At 44.0% G+C, this 15,162-nt stretch carries 18 protein-coding genes; 13 read left to right on the top strand and 5 right to left on the bottom strand.

Features of this window, described 5'->3' with window-relative positions:
* Positions 1-6 precede the first annotated feature (6 nt).
* From L4D05_RS10940 to L4D05_RS10905, 8 genes are all read left to right on the top strand, one after another.
* Positions 7-2,280: a hypothetical protein gene (locus L4D05_RS10940; RefSeq protein WP_428793971.1), complete on the top strand. Its 2,274-nt coding sequence runs from the start codon at positions 7-9 to the stop codon at positions 2,278-2,280.
* Positions 2,281-2,555: 275 nt separating this feature from the next.
* Positions 2,556-2,939, top strand: coding sequence for a hypothetical protein (locus L4D05_RS10935; RefSeq protein WP_428751958.1), 384 nt, complete (start codon positions 2,556-2,558; stop codon positions 2,937-2,939).
* Positions 2,939-3,394, top strand: coding sequence for a hypothetical protein (locus L4D05_RS10930; RefSeq protein WP_428793970.1), 456 nt, complete (start codon positions 2,939-2,941; stop codon positions 3,392-3,394). Before L4D05_RS10935 ends, L4D05_RS10930 begins: the two co-directional genes overlap by 1 nt.
* Before the next feature lie 105 nt (positions 3,395-3,499).
* Positions 3,500-3,922, top strand: coding sequence for a hypothetical protein (locus L4D05_RS10925; protein WP_428793969.1), 423 nt, complete (start codon positions 3,500-3,502; stop codon positions 3,920-3,922).
* A gap of 28 nt (positions 3,923-3,950) precedes the next feature.
* A complete protein-coding gene (locus L4D05_RS10920) occupies positions 3,951-4,370 on the top strand; it encodes a hypothetical protein (RefSeq protein WP_428793968.1) in 420 nt (139 codons plus the stop codon).
* 22 nt (positions 4,371-4,392) lie between these two features.
* Positions 4,393-4,812 carry a hypothetical protein gene (locus L4D05_RS10915; protein ID WP_428793967.1) on the top strand — a complete coding sequence of 140 codons (420 nt, stop codon included), beginning with the start codon at positions 4,393-4,395 and terminating at the stop codon, positions 4,810-4,812.
* A gap of 146 nt (positions 4,813-4,958) precedes the next feature.
* Positions 4,959-5,498, top strand: a complete 540-nt coding sequence (locus L4D05_RS10910; RefSeq protein ID WP_428793966.1) for a GNAT family N-acetyltransferase — start codon at positions 4,959-4,961, stop codon at positions 5,496-5,498.
* Positions 5,499-5,527: 29 nt separating this feature from the next.
* Complete coding sequence (locus L4D05_RS10905; protein WP_428793965.1) at positions 5,528-5,944, top strand: GNAT family N-acetyltransferase; 417 nt, start codon at positions 5,528-5,530, stop codon at positions 5,942-5,944.
* 133 nt (positions 5,945-6,077) lie between these two features.
* Here the strand turns inward: L4D05_RS10905 and L4D05_RS10900 are convergent, their stop codons facing one another.
* On the bottom strand, positions 6,078-6,317 hold the full coding sequence (locus L4D05_RS10900) for an RNA recognition motif domain-containing protein (RefSeq protein ID WP_428793964.1): 240 nt from the start codon (positions 6,315-6,317) through the stop codon (positions 6,078-6,080).
* Positions 6,318-6,515: 198 nt separating this feature from the next.
* Here L4D05_RS10900 and L4D05_RS10895 point away from each other — a divergent pair, with 198 nt between their 5' ends.
* The 3 genes from L4D05_RS10895 to L4D05_RS10885 all read left to right on the top strand — a co-directional run bounded on the left by L4D05_RS10895 (position 6,516) and on the right by L4D05_RS10885 (position 8,857).
* Positions 6,516-6,791: an Asp23/Gls24 family envelope stress response protein gene (locus L4D05_RS10895; protein WP_428793963.1), complete on the top strand. Its 276-nt coding sequence runs from the start codon at positions 6,516-6,518 to the stop codon at positions 6,789-6,791.
* 40 nt (positions 6,792-6,831) lie between these two features.
* Positions 6,832-7,623, top strand: coding sequence for a metallophosphoesterase family protein (locus tag L4D05_RS10890; RefSeq protein WP_428793962.1), 792 nt, complete (start codon positions 6,832-6,834; stop codon positions 7,621-7,623).
* Between the two features lie 61 nt (positions 7,624-7,684).
* On the top strand, positions 7,685-8,857 hold the full coding sequence (locus L4D05_RS10885; RefSeq protein WP_428793961.1) for a winged helix-turn-helix domain-containing protein: 1,173 nt from the start codon (positions 7,685-7,687) through the stop codon (positions 8,855-8,857).
* A gap of 374 nt (positions 8,858-9,231) precedes the next feature.
* Here the strand turns inward: L4D05_RS10885 and L4D05_RS10880 are convergent, their stop codons facing one another.
* On the bottom strand, positions 9,232-10,212 hold the full coding sequence (locus L4D05_RS10880; RefSeq protein WP_428793960.1) for a hypothetical protein: 981 nt from the start codon (positions 10,210-10,212) through the stop codon (positions 9,232-9,234).
* 282 nt (positions 10,213-10,494) lie between these two features.
* Between L4D05_RS10880 and ahpC the strand changes: the two genes are divergently transcribed.
* Together ahpC and L4D05_RS10870 are read left to right on the top strand one after the other, a co-directional pair.
* Entirely contained in the window at positions 10,495-11,052 is a 558-nt protein-coding gene (gene ahpC, locus L4D05_RS10875) for an alkyl hydroperoxide reductase subunit C (RefSeq protein WP_265675474.1), read from the top strand.
* 258 nt (positions 11,053-11,310) lie between these two features.
* Positions 11,311-11,649, top strand: coding sequence for a HopJ type III effector protein (locus tag L4D05_RS10870; RefSeq protein ID WP_428793959.1), 339 nt, complete (start codon positions 11,311-11,313; stop codon positions 11,647-11,649).
* 512 nt (positions 11,650-12,161) lie between these two features.
* On the opposite strand, the gene L4D05_RS10865 is transcribed toward L4D05_RS10870, so the two are convergent.
* From L4D05_RS10865 to L4D05_RS10855, 3 genes are all read right to left on the bottom strand, one after another.
* Positions 12,162-12,812, bottom strand: a complete 651-nt coding sequence (locus tag L4D05_RS10865) for a hypothetical protein (protein ID WP_428751932.1) — start codon at positions 12,810-12,812, stop codon at positions 12,162-12,164.
* A 300-nt stretch (positions 12,813-13,112) separates the two neighbouring features.
* Positions 13,113-13,733, bottom strand: coding sequence for a hypothetical protein (locus L4D05_RS10860; RefSeq protein ID WP_428751931.1), 621 nt, complete (start codon positions 13,731-13,733; stop codon positions 13,113-13,115).
* Between the two features lie 330 nt (positions 13,734-14,063).
* Positions 14,064-15,161, bottom strand: a complete 1,098-nt coding sequence (locus L4D05_RS10855) for an extracellular solute-binding protein (RefSeq protein WP_428751929.1) — start codon at positions 15,159-15,161, stop codon at positions 14,064-14,066.
* Position 15,162: the final 1 nt, after the last annotated feature.

Below are 15,162 nucleotides of genomic sequence, written 5' to 3'. Positions count from 1 at the left end.
AAATATATGAAGTTTAGAAAAAGTGCCCTAGCAGTCGTGGTGATGACAGCCTTAATAGGTTGTTCTGAAGACAATATGGATATTGGTGAAGGTAATAATACCTATCCTCCACGCGCAACAGAAGTGTCTAGTCCTGCGTTGAACGTAGGGGAGAGAGTAGAAGGGGTCTATACCTATTTTGATCCGAACCCTGAAGCGAGACCAGAAGCGGATAGTCGTTATCAGTGGGTTAATGAATCAGACGAAGTATTGAGTACAAAGCGCGATATTTTGTTGACGAACGAAAGCGTTAATGTTGGTGATATGCTTCAGTTCTGTGTGACACCGATTGCTCGTGGTACCGTAAATACTGTCGGTGAAGAGGTTTGTAGTTCAGCGAGAGAAGTCGGTGAACCGTTAGGTGATGCGCCAGAGGCGAGCAATGTTGTGCTGGATAATACTAACCCAGTTATCGGTGATACGGTGACGGGCAGTTATGACTATTTCCATCCAGAAGACATTCCGGAAGGAAACAGTGTGCTGGAGTGGCAGGCGAACATGACGCCAATTGCTGGTGAAGCATCTGAGACGATAACACTGACCGCAGAAAATTCAGAAAATAAAGCGATTCGTTTTTGTGTCACACCAAAGACCCAACAAAATGTCCCTATTATTGGTCAGCAAGTGTGTTCTGATGCCACAGGCATTATTGTACCCGTACCAGGATCGGCGCCAGAGGCGAGAACGGTTGTCGCTGGTGGTGAACCTTACGTTGGCGCACGAGTAACGGGTAGTTATGAGTTCCATGATGAAGATGGTGATAAAGAAGGGCAATCGACGTATCAGTGGCAACGAAATAGTACCGCGATTGATGGTGCGACGGATCTTTCTTATAACGTCGTCGATCTCGATGACAAAACTCGATTGTCATTCTGTGTGACACCAGTATCCGCAACCGGTACTCCAACGCATGGTACAGAAACATGTGCTGAAATGGACAAAGATATTTCGGTTAAACTAGAAACGCCTCCGACAGCAACGGATGTGGCGTTTACCGGTACTCAAGAAGTGGGTGAGATGATTGTTGGTACCTATACCTATAATCAAGTAGATGGTGCTCCAGAAGGTGACTCAGTTGCGCGTTGGGCTATTGGTGGAATAGCACAACCTAATTGTGCAGATGCAAAAAATTGTGAGTTAACGGTAACGCAGGAGCATGTTGGTAATTCTCTGGAGTTTTGTGTTGAACCGCGTACCCAGTTGGGCACGCCATCTAACACCAGTTTCTGCTCTGCACCTGCAGACGCAATGGGTATCGTGTTGACTGGTGCACTTGAGTATGACAAAGAGCTAACTGCTGTGGTTCATGGCTATAAAGAGTCAGCATCAACGGGCGTTTGGAATGTAGCGACAGACAATCAAAATGGCCCTGCGGGTGATAGCGCTGGTACCGAGCAGCACGCGGGTAATATCTATAAGATCGGCTTGCGAGATAACGTCACCGATTCGAACGGTAATAGCGTGATTGATGACTACGACTGGCTTGCTGACGGCACCCAAACCGTCGATGCTCGTAACTTCGTTGGCAAAAACGTGAACTACTGTCTGACAACCGAATTTGGTGAGCGCTGCGTATCAAGTGCTTCGGCAAAAGGTGTGACTGGTGGTCTTTACTTTGACGCCACTGATGCAACTAAACGTGGTATCGAACCTATTCGTGAGATGGAAATTGGTGCACTTGCCTACCACCGTCCGCTGACGGTTGCTGAAACAAAGCTGAAAGACCAAGCAAACTTAGGGGCATTGATTCCAGACGCCCATTATTTTGAAACCATCAATGGTATTGAATGGGCACTTTATAATCATGTTGGTCTAGATGCTGACCCTCAGATTGTTAAATCTTGCCGTAATTTATACACTGAAAATAGCCAATGGTATTTGCCGATGGGGACGAGAAGTTCTGTCTACAACAATAACTTTTATGAGAATAGTGGTAATGCGGGCGTGCCTGAATTCACTAATAAGCTTGACGGGATGATTGATTTGACGACAACAATGATCAGCTCTAATGGCGATACCAATTACCAAATGGGTCCGGTAACGGGTTGGCCGGTCAGTACCGGTGAAAATGCAGGCTCTGATCGTAGAATCTATACCAATGCCACTAGACGTACTGACCCAGGTCATGCTCAAGATGGAAACTTCTATGCGCTACGTTTTTATGTTGGTGCATCAGGTAGTAATACACAGACAACGACGGTCGATACGGCTGGTTACGTGACTTGTGTGAGTGTTCGTTAGACTGCTGTGAAAGAGTAACACAAGCAATCTAAACATAAACAAAGCCCCTTACCTTGTGTGTGGGGCTTTGTTGTTTTTCCTCTAGACCTAAACAATATACCCATCACTATTCATTTCTAATACTCCTATCATCGTCTAATAATCGTATTAATATTAATCTCCTTTGCAAATTTGGCTGCGAATAAAGCAACCGACAAATATGGAGAGTGTGTCAAGGAACGGCGACTGAGCTCAGTGTTCAAGCTCATCGATTTATCTAACCAAAGGTTCTCTTGATGTTTTACAAAATCTGCTGTCATCCGCTTGTTTTCGTTATAGCGCTTATAACAAGTGCTACCGCAAGTGCTCATAGTCAAATTCCCAAAACCTATAAAAAGTTTGTCGCAACCGAGCAAGTGAGTGTGCCAGTCACCGTCGAGAACTTGAACGCCTACCCGCAAAGCTATGACTTGTTTGTTGATGAAAAACGCATTGGTCGGTTTACGTTAGCGGCTAAAGCTAAGCGAAGTCTACGAGTCATTGTCGATATTGATAGAGCGGATGCTTGGGTTATCAAAGAAATTTCTACTCGTTCAGTGCCACGTGAAGAAGACACGATCGTCAGCCAAATTTACACCAAGGTTGAGCTCTATCGTCCAACACTGAAAGAGGAGCTCTAATGAAAAATTCGTTACTTATCACGCTGGTGACTGGCTTGACGTTTTTTTCGCTTGCCGTTGAGGCTGCGTATATGCCATCCCCCACGCACGCCAAAGGTGACCGAATTAGAGTCAAAGGCGAGTCAGGAATTGAAATAGATGCGGAGTATAGCCCAGATATGACGGTTCAGTTTGGCACGGCTTATGGAAAAGACTTAAACAACGAATATACCCGTGATCAATATCATCGCCATTCTGATCGCGAACGCAACGAAGGGTCGCTTTACATACAAGCTGTCGTTCCGATTACCTTTGGTGATCGCAAGCGACCAGACGCCAACCGTTTGTACGATATGGAACTGCAAAATAGAAAATTAGAGATAGATCGGTTGCAAGCAGAAGTGGCGTTAATGAAAGCCGCGTTAGAAGCTGGCGCAACAAGTAGTGAGCAGATTTTTAGCGAGAGTGCGGGTTAGTCGTCGTTCCATTTAGCGACTTGAGGAGTAGAAAGTCATCGCTCAATAAACAGTCTTTTGGGGGAGGCAACATAAGAACAACAATAGTGGGAAAGGGATAGTTGAATGACAAAAGCATGGTGCTGGGGTGTATTGGTTGCGTTGAGTTTGCCGCAGCTTCACGCCGAGGATGAAATAGAGTTTTCTCGACACATCCCCTCTGTACGAGGAGTGGAAATTATCGATGCACAGGGAGAATTAGCGTTGGCCGATGAGGCGTTTTCTGATGGGCGTCCCATTACGTTTCGCTTGTTTACGAACAGCGACACTCACTCTGAGACGGTCTTTATTGGCAGTGACGTGTCCTACGGTAGCTTGACCATGAAACCGGATGTTGAACTCCAAGTGAATGGTGGAAAAATTATTCGCAATAAAGACGAAATAGAGCTTTTTGAAGGCGTGCATACTGTGCAGGCGCGAATCGATGCCACTCATCATCAATTAACGAGTGGATTGGTAAAGGTAAAAACGTTTATAGAGTTACGTTAATTATCCAGATTTTTCGGAGAGAAAATCCATGCATAAAGGCATTTTTATATCGTTGATATTGGCGATGTCGTCAACGATTCAGGCGCGAGAAGCGGTTGAGTTTGCTCGTGATGTTCCGCAAATGCGAGGGATTGAAATATTGGATGGTCGCGGCACGTTGGCGCTTGGTGGTGAGTCATTTAGCCAAGGTAACGCGGCTAGATTTAGACTCACCACCAATTCAGAAAGTCGAATGGAATCGGTGGTTTTTATTTCAAGATCCGTATCGAGAAATACCCAAGGAATGGATGACAAAATTGAAATTTCTGTTGGCGGCTATGAGCTAGACAATAGAAATGATATCACGTTAGAAAGTGGGGTGTATTTAGTTCAAGCTCGGCTGAATGTTCCTGCTCGTGATATCACTCAAGGCGAAGCTAAAGTCATGACGATCATTGAGATCCGTTAATTGGAATAAACTAGGAATAGAAATGAAAAAATGTATTATCGCAGCCGCTCTTTTGGCTACATTTTCGGTAAGTGCGAGCCAGTCAAATGAAATTGAGTTTACTCGTGATATCCCAGCTGTACGTGGTATAGAGATTGTTAAAGGTAACGGAACGATCGCCTTAAAAGGCGAGAGTCTCGCGCTTGGCGGTGCGATTGCCAAGCTCTATACAAATAGTAGCGAAAAAACGGAACTCATAGAGGTAGAATCTCGCGCCGTATCGGATAACTTAAAAGGTCACGAAGATAAAATTGAAGTTCTTCTTGGTGGTATTGAGTTAGAGCGCAACTATGCGAGGATGGAAGCGGGCGAATTTCCAGTTCAAGCACGCATAGACCTTGCTGCTGGCGAAATCGAACAAGGCCAAGCCAAAATCATCACTGTGCTAAAAATTCGCGGTTAATCGCAACCGTCCATTTTGGTGCAGTATTCAAGAAAGAGCAGGTATTTATCTGCTCTTTTTTTGTTTTCCCTCTCTTCTTGTTGTCGCACTTTGCTAGATTCGATATGTTTATTCCTTGTTTATAAAACGAAAAAGGAAGAACGCTGATGAAGCTAGTTTCCCCTTCCATGAAATTCGAAGCGGCTTTTAGTGAGTTTTATAACGATTTCTCAAAGCATGATGCGGGCAACAGTGACTATTACCGTGAGGGCGTGTTGGACTTCTCTGGTTATGTGCAACGCTTGTTGGACGAAGCTCAAGGGGTGAACTTAAAGCAAGGGTATGTGCCCTGCAGTCACTTTTGGTTAGTGCATCAAGGCACTATTGTTGGTGCGATTCGGATTCGGCATCGTATTGACACGCCATTCCTTTCACTTGAAGCTGGGCACATCGGGTATGATATAGCGCCAAGATTCCGTGGGAGAGGGTTAGGTAAGCGTATGTTGGCTGAAGCTTTGCCTAACGCGCGGCAGCTTGGCTTGGCTCAAGTAATGATCACCGCAGATGAAGACAATATGGCGTCTCGCGGTGTAATTGAAGCCAATGGCGGGATATTGCAGGACGTAGTGATGGGAAAGGTTTTTCCCAATCTTTTGGCAAGATATTGGCTGAGCTGCAGCAAGTTATCACCGCCCCGATCTGAGTAGAATACTTTTAACTGGCAGTAGGAAGAACAATGGATATTACTATCACGACTAACCCATCCGATGAAGATGTCGCGGACATTAGAAACGGCGTGATTGCCCACAATGTGGCGCATTTAGGGGATGTGTTTTTTACTGAGTTTGCGTGTTTCACGTATTATGAAAATGGCACCAAATCGGGTGGCCTGACGGCTGAGATTTTGGGTCAATGGCTGAGTATTAAATTTCTTTGGGTTGATGATGGCGCTAAAGGGAAGGGAATTGGTAGTCAGTTACTGAATGAAGCGGAACAATTCGCTAAAGAGCATCATTGCCATTCCAGCTTGCTAGATACCTTTAGTTTTCAGGCGAGACCGTTTTATGAGCGCCATGGCTACCAAGTGCAAATGACGCTAAGTGAGCACCCATTTGCTTCCTATGAGCGGTATTACCTCACTAAATCGCTGTGATAGTGATGAGCACTTGTACGGTTCATTGTTAATAAAAAAGCCAGTTCATCGTTATGACTGGCTTCTCTGTATGTCGCTATACGTTGGCGTGAATGATTTGCCAGCGTCAACCGTAGCATGCTATCGCTAAGGTTTATCCTTCTGCGCGTTTTACTCGGATCTTGCTCTTCGCAACGTCACTAAGGTTCAGTGCTGCAATGGCTGTTTTTGCTTCATCGTCGTTTGGCATTTCAACAAAAGCAAAGCCTTTAGACTGACCCGTTTCTTGGTCTAGGACGAGTGTGCATTCAGCCACTGAGCCGTGAGTTGAAAAAAGAACACGAATTTCATGCTCTGTCGTTGTACGCGCAAGGTTGCGAACTAAAAGTTTCATAATGAACCGTTTGATATAAGAATTCCGTTGGTGATTGTCTCAGGTTAGCCGATGCAAACCAAGGGATTATTGATACTAACTCCGCTTTATTATTCTAACTCTCGAAAGTGGATGGTTATTTTTGAGCAATGGCTTATCTCAGAGTAGACTGTCTCCTATGAAATTTTTGATAAAACGACAGATTCGAAAGGGGAACAGGTGAGTATTCATCGTCATAATATCGTGGGTGGGCTTTTCGCACTGATCGCCCTATTTTTGAGTGTCTTTGTAATAGTGGAGGGCTCTCAGTTTCCTATTTACCAATGGATCCCAGAGGCGTTTAACGGCTTGGTATTTAGTTTCGTTTGGGGCTTTGGCGTGTCGAAGTGGGTAGGCAGTGCTTATGCTGTGATGAGTTTTGTCACCATTGCTGTCGTGAGCTTTGCTTGCGGACATAAAGTCAGTCGTATGCTGAGTTCTGACCAAGCTGAATAGTTCGCGCTAAGGTAGGCGCAGAAACACAAGGAGTGTGTTGATGAAAAAATTTGCAGTGATCTCAGACATTCACAGTAATGTGTATGCCTTAAAAGCGGTGGTTGCCGATGCTCGCGCTAAAGGAGTAAGCGATTTTATTAACTTGGGCGATATACTTTATGGGCCTATCGCGCCTCGCGAAACGTATGAATATTTACGGACATTGAACGCACTGACAATTTGCGGTAACCAAGATCGTCAGATCTTTCAAGCGACAGATAGTGAAGTGCAAGCCAATCCAACCATGCAGTTTATCTTGAATGACTTAGGGGCAGAGCCATTAGCGTGGATGCAGCAGCTCCCTTTTGATACACGTGCTTTTCCTGATACATCAACTTTTCCCAATACTTTCTCCCTGCCCAATGGCATTTATGCCTGTCATGGTACGCCTAGCGATGATCTTACCTACTTGTTAGAGGACGCTTCTTCTGGACGTGCCGTTGTTCGCGCTGATGGTGAAATTATTGAGCTATTGGCTGGTGTGACCGCGCCTATAGTCCTTTGTGGGCATACTCATTTGCCACGATGTGTTCAATTATCGACTGGGCAATGGGTTGTGAATCCGGGAAGTGTCGGTTTGCCTGCTTATGAAGATGATGAGCCCTTTTCTCATGCGATGGAAACCTATTCCTCTATGGCGTCTTATGCATTACTTACCCAAGCTGAAGATGGGGGCTGGAATGTGTCATTGAATAAAGTGGTTTATGACGTATCGAAGGCCGTCGCTGCTGCTCGTGAACAAGGGCGTATGGACTGGGTTCACTTTCTGACGACAGGGCGTCGTCAGGAATGAGGGAGGACTCGCTCGCATTATATTTACTGTTAACGTCGAGTCCTTGGACTTTGCGGCCACAATGAAAGGAGCACATGTGGTTTATTCTGAGAAATTATCGATATCAGAGGCACAAAAGTTGGTGCTATTGTCACAGCTGCTGCCTGCTAAACATCAAAAGGGTAAATCGCATGACGCGACTCTGTCGGCGATTGAACATCTAGGCTATGTTCAGATTGATACCATATCGGTGGTTCAACGTGCCCATCACCATACCTTTTGGAACAGAAATCGCCGCTATTTGCCAGAGCATATTGATCAACTCACCCAACAACGCGCGATTTTTGAATATTGGGCTCACGCCGCCGCGTATCTGCCTATGCGTGATTATCGTTTCAGCTTATTTCGCAAACAAGCTTTTAAGGAAGGGCGTTTGCGCCATTGGTATAACCACGACCGAGCGCTAATGGAACAGGTACTGGAGAGAATTAGAGAAGAAGGTCCCTTAATGGCAAAGGATTTTTCGGGGGCCAGCAATAGCAGCAAAGGTTGGGGCAGTAAGCCTACTAAGCAAGCGCTCGAGTGCTTGTTTATGCAAGGCGATTTGATGGTCAGCGAACGGCGTAATTTTCATAAAGTCTACGATTTGACGGAACGAGTGATCCCCATAGATACTGACGTGAGCGTCCCAACGGAACGAGAGTATGCGCGCTTTTTAGTCACTAAATATTTGCAGGCCAACGGTCTTGGACGCGTTTCTGAAATGACCTATTTACTCAAAGGATTAAAAACGGTGGTCAGCGGCGTGATTGATGACATGCTCGAAGAGCAAGCGCTGGTCACCATTGATGTAGAAGGAAATCATTATGTCGCGTGCCTCGGTGCTATTGACCAATTGAAGCGTCCAATATCTCGAACAAAGGCCGTTATTTTGTCCCCCTTCGATAATTGCCTTATTCAACGTCAGCGTCTAAAAACGTTGTTTGATTTTGATTATCTTCTTGAGTGCTACGTGCCAAAAGAAAAGCGCCAGTTTGGCTATTTTTGTTTACCAATATTGTGGGCGGGGGAGCTGGTGGCAAGAGCGGATTGTAAGGTCAATAAAGCAACGGCGACGCTTGAAGTACTGCATTTAGCCTTAGAGCCCAAGTTAGTAGATAAAGCTGCGTTTATGGAGGCGATTGAGCAGGAACTACAGCAATTTGCTCGCTTTAATGCGTGTGATACGTTCAAGATCATACGGGTCACTCCGTAAATCTTTAAACTTATCACTTGAGCACTTTTCAATAGCAAAAAAAAACGCAGCGGGTGAGCGCTGCGGAATATAAAGATAGTAATCAAAACCAGAGGGCTGAGTTTCCGGTTGAATTCTCTATAGGATGATCGGCTACTTTGTGAGTAGTACTTGGATCTTATCGGGATCCATCAGTTTGAAGAATTAGACTAAAGAGGTATAAATAGTATGATACTTACAAACTTAGATTGCATCTTTGTCGTGTGCTTTTAGTGTAAACAAGTATGTGATCATTTTTGATGGACACTCGCTTATGTCCTCTGGGCTACTTCTGCAAGAACACAGCAGTGGACTTGCTCTAAGACTGACGTCTGATCACGATGGTGAAGGTGTTGCTATTGCTCGGTTAATAAGCCGTATTGCTTCATTTCACTTTGGCTCATTGTATGTATACCGTCAAATGGCGCCGCAGAAAGGGTATAAAAATAGAATTTAGGGCCTGTTTCCTTGCCCAACATCTTACTGAAATAGGTAAGTTGGTCATGGTGCGCAGGATCGTTTGTTTTTAGTTCACTGGCTGTTTTTCCATCATCTGAACAACACCAGGAGTGGACTCCAACGCGTGCGCCGGGTTCTATCGTTCTTATCACACCAGCGCTGAACAGATCGACGCCTCCTGAATAAGCAAACCCATTCTCGGGGATCTTAGTATTCAGGCCTGCATTTCGTAGTAAGTTTCCAGTATGTAAGTTGATATCGTCATTCAATGAGCCACGAACGGCTTTGATGACAATGGTGTCGACTTGTTGGTGGTTTTGAACAATATCTTTCAGCTGCAAGTAGGTTTTAGTCCCTAACTCGCCCGTCAGTACTGCTTCGTTAGCATCGAACTTGAATTGGCTGGTGCCTGCATCAATGAGGGAGTCATTAAAGTTGAGTGTAAATTCAGTGCTAGGGTCGCCAGCATGGCTCAATGTGCCGCGGTATCGATAACTATCGTCAGATTCATCAATGCTGACGTGAGAAGACACCCATACACTGTCGGCGTTATCCATTGGTTCGACACTACTGAGTTCGTCATCAAGTGCCCCTTTTAGTACGGTTACTTTTTTCCCTGGACCACTTTCAAAATCAAACGAAATGTACACTAACCCTTGTGAGTAACGAGTGACTAAGGCGTCTTCGGTAATTGTCGCGAGAGTAAGCGGATAACGCTGTCCGTCGTATTTTATCCACAGTTCTTGCTGTTTCTGTTGGAAGGTATGGATATAACGATTGAGTTGGGATTCCGGTATTGCATTGAGATGAAGTTCTGTAGCCCCTGCAAAGAGAGGAAAAGAGAGAGTGATCAATATTAATTGGCTGAGTGCTTTCATTTTGGCATTCCGTTGCTTTTTTAATCAAGTTAGCAAAGGTTCGTGTTGCCGTCTGTACAGGTTTGTTTAGTTGTCTGTACAGGTTTGTCAGAGTTTGAAACCATAAAGAATGGCGTCGACGTATTTCAAACAACAGCATGGTAATGTTTTGATAGGATTTGCCAATTGAATAGATAGGAACAGACGAATTTCCTAAAACTCTCCGATGTTGCAATATACCTCCATCGGCGCAAAACAGCGCTTAACCTTCTAAAAAAGAACAAGTTAAGAGAGAGCGATATTATGATTAACACGACTATCAAGCCATTTTCAGCAACGGCATTCAAACAAGGCGACTTCGTAGAAATCACAGAGCAAGACGTGAAAGGTAAGTGGGCAGTCTTCTTCTTCTACCCAGCAGATTTCACGTTTGTATGTCCAACAGAGCTTGGTGACCTTGCAGACCATTACGCAGAGCTACAATCGCGTGGCGTAGAAGTGTACTCAGTATCCACAGATACTCACTTTACTCACAAAGCATGGCACGACAGCTCAGACACAATCGGCAAAATCAATTACTACATGGTTGGCGACCAAACGGGCAACATCACCAATAACTTCGGTGTGATGCGTGAAGGTCAAGGCCTTGCAGACCGCGCAACGTTCTTAGTTGACCCAGAAGGCGTGATTCAAGCAATGGAAATCACAGCAGAAGGTATTGGCCGTGATGCAGAAGACCTAATGCGTAAAGTCAAAGCAGCGCAATACGTAGCGGCTAACCCAGGTGAAGTTTGCCCTGCAAAATGGAAAGAAGGTGAAGCGACACTTGCTCCGTCTTTAGACCTAGTTGGCAAAATCTAAGCGAGCATCTTAAGTTAGCGAATACCAACTAACTAAGAATGAGTTTAAACGGAAGTTTGAGTCCGTGTTACACGGCCCAATATCGCCTAGCGAATTGGGGCGTGTGCTTTTGTGGCAAAGCAAAGGGGCTGTTCCAGGTGATAAGCTAGCGGCGAGCTCGTAACTGTCCGTCACAAGTTTTTCTGCTTTTGTATCGCCACCTTATATTTATCTGATGATATAGTGCGGTTTCTTATCAATAGAGAGGGACGAGATAATATGGATAAATTTCTAGAGTTGCTGGCGACAAAGCCGAATGAAGTCATGTTTGAGCAGACGATGCAAGTGATTGACGAACATTTTGATTTTAACCCAGTCAGCTTTGTAAACGGAGAAACCGAAAACCAAGCAGGCCAAAATAATGGGTCTTGTAAGATTTTTGCTTTTGCTCAGATACAGGGATTAGATGAGTCATCTACGCTGGCCTGTTTTGGTCAATTCTATCGTGATGACGTTTTAAAGAATCCAAGCGGCAGCGACCATGCCAACATTCGCAACTTTATCCAACACGGTTGGGCAGGTATTCGCTTTGATGGTGCAGCGTTAACAGCAAAATAAGCCATTGACATGATTCATGTTAGCAATACTGACGAATAGAAATAACCTTCGAATCATCAGTGAAAAACGATATCTTGCTCACTTCAGAGATTAAGTTGAGCAAGATGCTATTATGTAATGACAGATTGAACTTGGTCACTTAGATAGAGGTATAATCTGACTTTAATTCCGTATTTTGGGAATGACTAAATGTAGCTCAAATTATACCTCCGTGAACTGAGTGGCTAATCGGTCGTAGTTCATGATGGTACAAAAATGCGTTAGCTAAGATCGAGTTAGCACACCACACCTTTGGACTATTATTTACCCGTGAGTTTCCTAGATTAGCAATTCATGAATAACTATTAGTATGGAAAGTTACGTAACTTGGTGTCCAGTATTAATAATACGTAACGGCATCAACGTGAGCTATTTAAAGAGGTAGTTGGTACTTTTGTGAATTTATTAAGAAGAAAAAGGTAACCAACTACCAAAATAGGTCAGAGCCATCAATGCGTAAGTCCTATTATTATCTAGAACTGCTCACATTGACCTTGGCGTGTTTTTTCATCAAAAATATACTTGAACTGAGTTACACCCGAAAATACAAGATTCTCTGAACATGTCACGTATTCTGTAGTAGTTTGATCGTAGAAACCTACTTGTTTAATTGTATTGCCATATGAAATACCAATTGATGACAGAAATTTATTATTAGGAGTATATAGCTGACTTTGCTCTTTCTTTAGGAAGCCAAAGATTGAATCGGCAGCATAACCCCATCCCGCATCAAAAGCTGGGTAAATATCATTCAGAGAATCGTTCTGTAAGACGATTCTCTCTGGTGGGCTGTCAAAAAGTGAGGTGCAATACCCACCGTTTGATTGATATTTTCCATCCTCACTAAACATAAACGTGTAATTACAACCATAGGGTGCGTAAGTACCACGAGACGTAAGCATTTGGTACTCTTCTTGACCTATAATCATTTTAACATTTGATGCTGTCGGCCTGAATGAGTAGCCAATACGCCCGTTTGCATTAGTGTATGGTTTAATATGATTTGTGCCATCATATATCTTTATGTCTTCACCTAAATAATCTTCAATCCATATAGTGTCAGCGAAAGCAGCTGACGTAGATAGTGAAGCAAGGGTTGCTAATAGCGTTATATTAATTTTCATGACCAATTACTCCTAAAGGTATTTGCCCTTTGTTGGGCAGATAAAGTATAGGTGTGCAGGTGCATATAGGTAGAGGAAAAATGTAAAACTATGTGTGTAAGTGGTGGTAAATGTTACGGCATATGTCTTGGGGGGGGAGGGCATAGGTTTTACTGTGGCAACAAGCCCACTAAAACTCACTTTTGGACAGAGATGAGTTAGCGCTGCATGCAGATTTAGCCACTCAACGCGCTTGGATAAGATTCCATTTTTCTAGGGAATGGCGAAGAAACTTCTTTAGGCATGTGATTCACAATGGAGCTACAATCTTTTTTCATAGCTATAGTCACTGCCTTCCGATTTATTAAAGCCAACTTGTATTAAATAATCGCTATGCTCAGAGGTACTTGCCGTTGCTTTAAGCACACTTATTCCTCGACTTTTTATTAGCTCAGGGTTGGTTTGATAAAAATAGTAAGCCAGCTTTAAGTCTCGATATTCAGGAGTCACGTAATCTAGTGAAACGTTGAATACTCCATTATCTTGCTTAGTCCCGACTAGAAGACCGGCAATGGCGTTATTTCTTAGTAGATAAAATGCTGAGTTTCCTGCTCTCAATTCCTTTACGGTGGTCTGTTTTTCGATATCTTTAGCATTGGTTGAAACAAAATGCTCGAAGTATTCAGAATCGATGGTGGCCGCTACCAGTTTGAACTTATCTTTCGACCCCGCAAGCTGGTAAAGGTAGTAGACATTGATGCAAGCAATACCAAGATTCATCAACATCGTTGGATAAGAGTTAATAAAATAAGCAAATGCTGCAAACAGTAAGCAACCGATGAAGTTAATCACTCTTAGCTTGACTATTGATGTCATCGTTAGAGAGATAAGCACCACGAGCGATGCCAGATAACCAAACCATTCAACCCAATCAAATTCCATAGCACTGTCCTTGTGTCTTGGTTTTTTATAAAGATAGCAAATGACTCATCACTCAGTCAGATCTCGCTAACAGTTATATCAACCTTGTCACAATCAGGCCTCAAAATGGCACGCGACTTGTTCTCTAACGTGGAGGCCAACCTCGCTTTTGGACAGGAGCTTGTTAGCGATCTTAGTAAATAATGACTCACTCCATGTATTGCAAGCTCAAGTCGCTTATCTTGGTGTTCAGCATGTCTGGAGCTGATCATTCTCTAGTAATGAATAGAACTAAGGCCTCGTGTTTACGAGGCCTTAGTATTTTTGAGTGTATCGATCGTTAACGAGACACTAGCGCATTAGCACGTTACGAGTGAATTGCTTCTTCAGGTAAGCACTATACTCAGAGTTAAACGGTTCAGTTGAGTTACTGCGCATCTCTTGTGAGATTAGTGCGTTAGATGCGTCGGCATCAGGGTGCTGTGGTGCTGTGCCAAACTCTGCGTTTAATGCGGTTTGAGTCTCGGCAGATGTTAACCAGTTAATGAAAACTAAAGCAGCAGCTTGATGTTGGCTGTTCTTTGCAACTGTAACGAAGTTACCGCCACCCGACATACCAAACTCAGGGATGTAGAATTTGATGCGATCAGTAATCGCGCCACGCTTTTGTAAACCGGCTAGGTGATCTTCCCAAGCCGGAGCTAGTGTGATTTCACCATCGTTGATACGAGTTAAGCTGTCTGCGTTAGATGCTGTGATCAGCATATCTTCTTCGTTTGTTTGGTACCAATCCCAAGTTTGCGCCCACGATTTTACGACTTTTTTATCAAGTTTGTCCGTCATATCGAACGTGCCTGATACATGACGAATGCTTGACTCGATGAAACGCTGACCTGCGCCACCGCCATTAGGATCATTCACAGCAAATGCCTTAGGGTTGCTTTTGATGTAGCTCTCCATCTCTTTGAACGTCTGTGGTAAATCAGATTCGCTGATACGGCTAGGGTCGTAAGCAAGTCCGCTTTGGTTGCCCCAAAACGTCACACCATAGCCTTGAGAATTAATCCCTTCTGCTGATTGATTCAGCTTCTTAATTTCTGGCAGTTTATCTAAGCTTAATAGAGTGTTTTCTAACTTGAATGTGTTTAATGCTGTTGGGCCAAGTGCCACGACATCCATAGAGCCCTCATTACGACGGCTTTCAGCTTGAAGCTTGTTGCGGTTACCATCGTGAGTGCCTTCAGGGATACGAACTTTAATCCCCGTCTCTGATTCAAAGCTTTTCACAAATTTTCGAAAACCAGGTTGAAGATACCAAACTGAGAAAGTTACCGAGCCCTCTTCTTTCGCTTGAGTTTCAATTTCTTCCCAGGTCATTGTATTTACATCGTATGCAAAGCTAGAAAATGCTGTGGTGCTTAGTAGTGCTGCTAGTAGAGTTTTTTTCATT

It is taken from the genome of Vibrio nomapromontoriensis (genome assembly GCF_050337205.1).
GTDB lineage: Bacteria > Pseudomonadota > Gammaproteobacteria > Enterobacterales > Vibrionaceae > Vibrio > Vibrio nomapromontoriensis.
This window is presented reverse-complemented; position numbering and strand designations above follow the sequence as displayed.

Bases quoted from the DNA above. Each gene is read 5' to 3' on its own strand.
- L4D05_RS10915 (WP_428793967.1), top strand. From the start codon at position 4,393: ATGAAAAAATGTATTATCGCAGCCGCTCTTTTGGCTACATTTTCGGTA.
- L4D05_RS10930 (WP_428793970.1), top strand. From the start codon at position 2,939: ATGAAAAATTCGTTACTTATCACGCTGGTGACTGGCTTGACGTTTTTT.
- L4D05_RS10910 (WP_428793966.1), top strand. From the start codon at position 4,959: ATGAAGCTAGTTTCCCCTTCCATGAAATTCGAAGCGGCTTTTAGTGAG.
- L4D05_RS10920 (WP_428793968.1), top strand. From the start codon at position 3,951: ATGCATAAAGGCATTTTTATATCGTTGATATTGGCGATGTCGTCAACG.
- L4D05_RS10905 (WP_428793965.1), top strand. From the start codon at position 5,528: ATGGATATTACTATCACGACTAACCCATCCGATGAAGATGTCGCGGAC.
- L4D05_RS10860 (WP_428751931.1), bottom strand. From the start codon at position 13,733: ATGGAATTTGATTGGGTTGAATGGTTTGGTTATCTGGCATCGCTCGTG.
- L4D05_RS10880 (WP_428793960.1), bottom strand. From the start codon at position 10,212: ATGAAAGCACTCAGCCAATTAATATTGATCACTCTCTCTTTTCCTCTC.
- L4D05_RS10900 (WP_428793964.1), bottom strand. From the start codon at position 6,317: ATGAAACTTTTAGTTCGCAACCTTGCGCGTACAACGACAGAGCATGAA.
- L4D05_RS10925 (WP_428793969.1), top strand. From the start codon at position 3,500: ATGACAAAAGCATGGTGCTGGGGTGTATTGGTTGCGTTGAGTTTGCCG.
- L4D05_RS10890 (WP_428793962.1), top strand. From the start codon at position 6,832: ATGAAAAAATTTGCAGTGATCTCAGACATTCACAGTAATGTGTATGCC.
- L4D05_RS10940 (WP_428793971.1), top strand. From the start codon at position 7: ATGAAGTTTAGAAAAAGTGCCCTAGCAGTCGTGGTGATGACAGCCTTA.
- L4D05_RS10885 (WP_428793961.1), top strand. From the start codon at position 7,685: ATGAAAGGAGCACATGTGGTTTATTCTGAGAAATTATCGATATCAGAG.
- L4D05_RS10865 (WP_428751932.1), bottom strand. From the start codon at position 12,812: ATGAAAATTAATATAACGCTATTAGCAACCCTTGCTTCACTATCTACG.
- L4D05_RS10870 (WP_428793959.1), top strand. From the start codon at position 11,311: ATGGATAAATTTCTAGAGTTGCTGGCGACAAAGCCGAATGAAGTCATG.
- ahpC (WP_265675474.1), top strand. From the start codon at position 10,495: ATGATTAACACGACTATCAAGCCATTTTCAGCAACGGCATTCAAACAA.
- L4D05_RS10935 (WP_428751958.1), top strand. From the start codon at position 2,556: ATGTTTTACAAAATCTGCTGTCATCCGCTTGTTTTCGTTATAGCGCTT.
- L4D05_RS10855 (WP_428751929.1), bottom strand. From the start codon at position 15,161: ATGAAAAAAACTCTACTAGCAGCACTACTAAGCACCACAGCATTTTCT.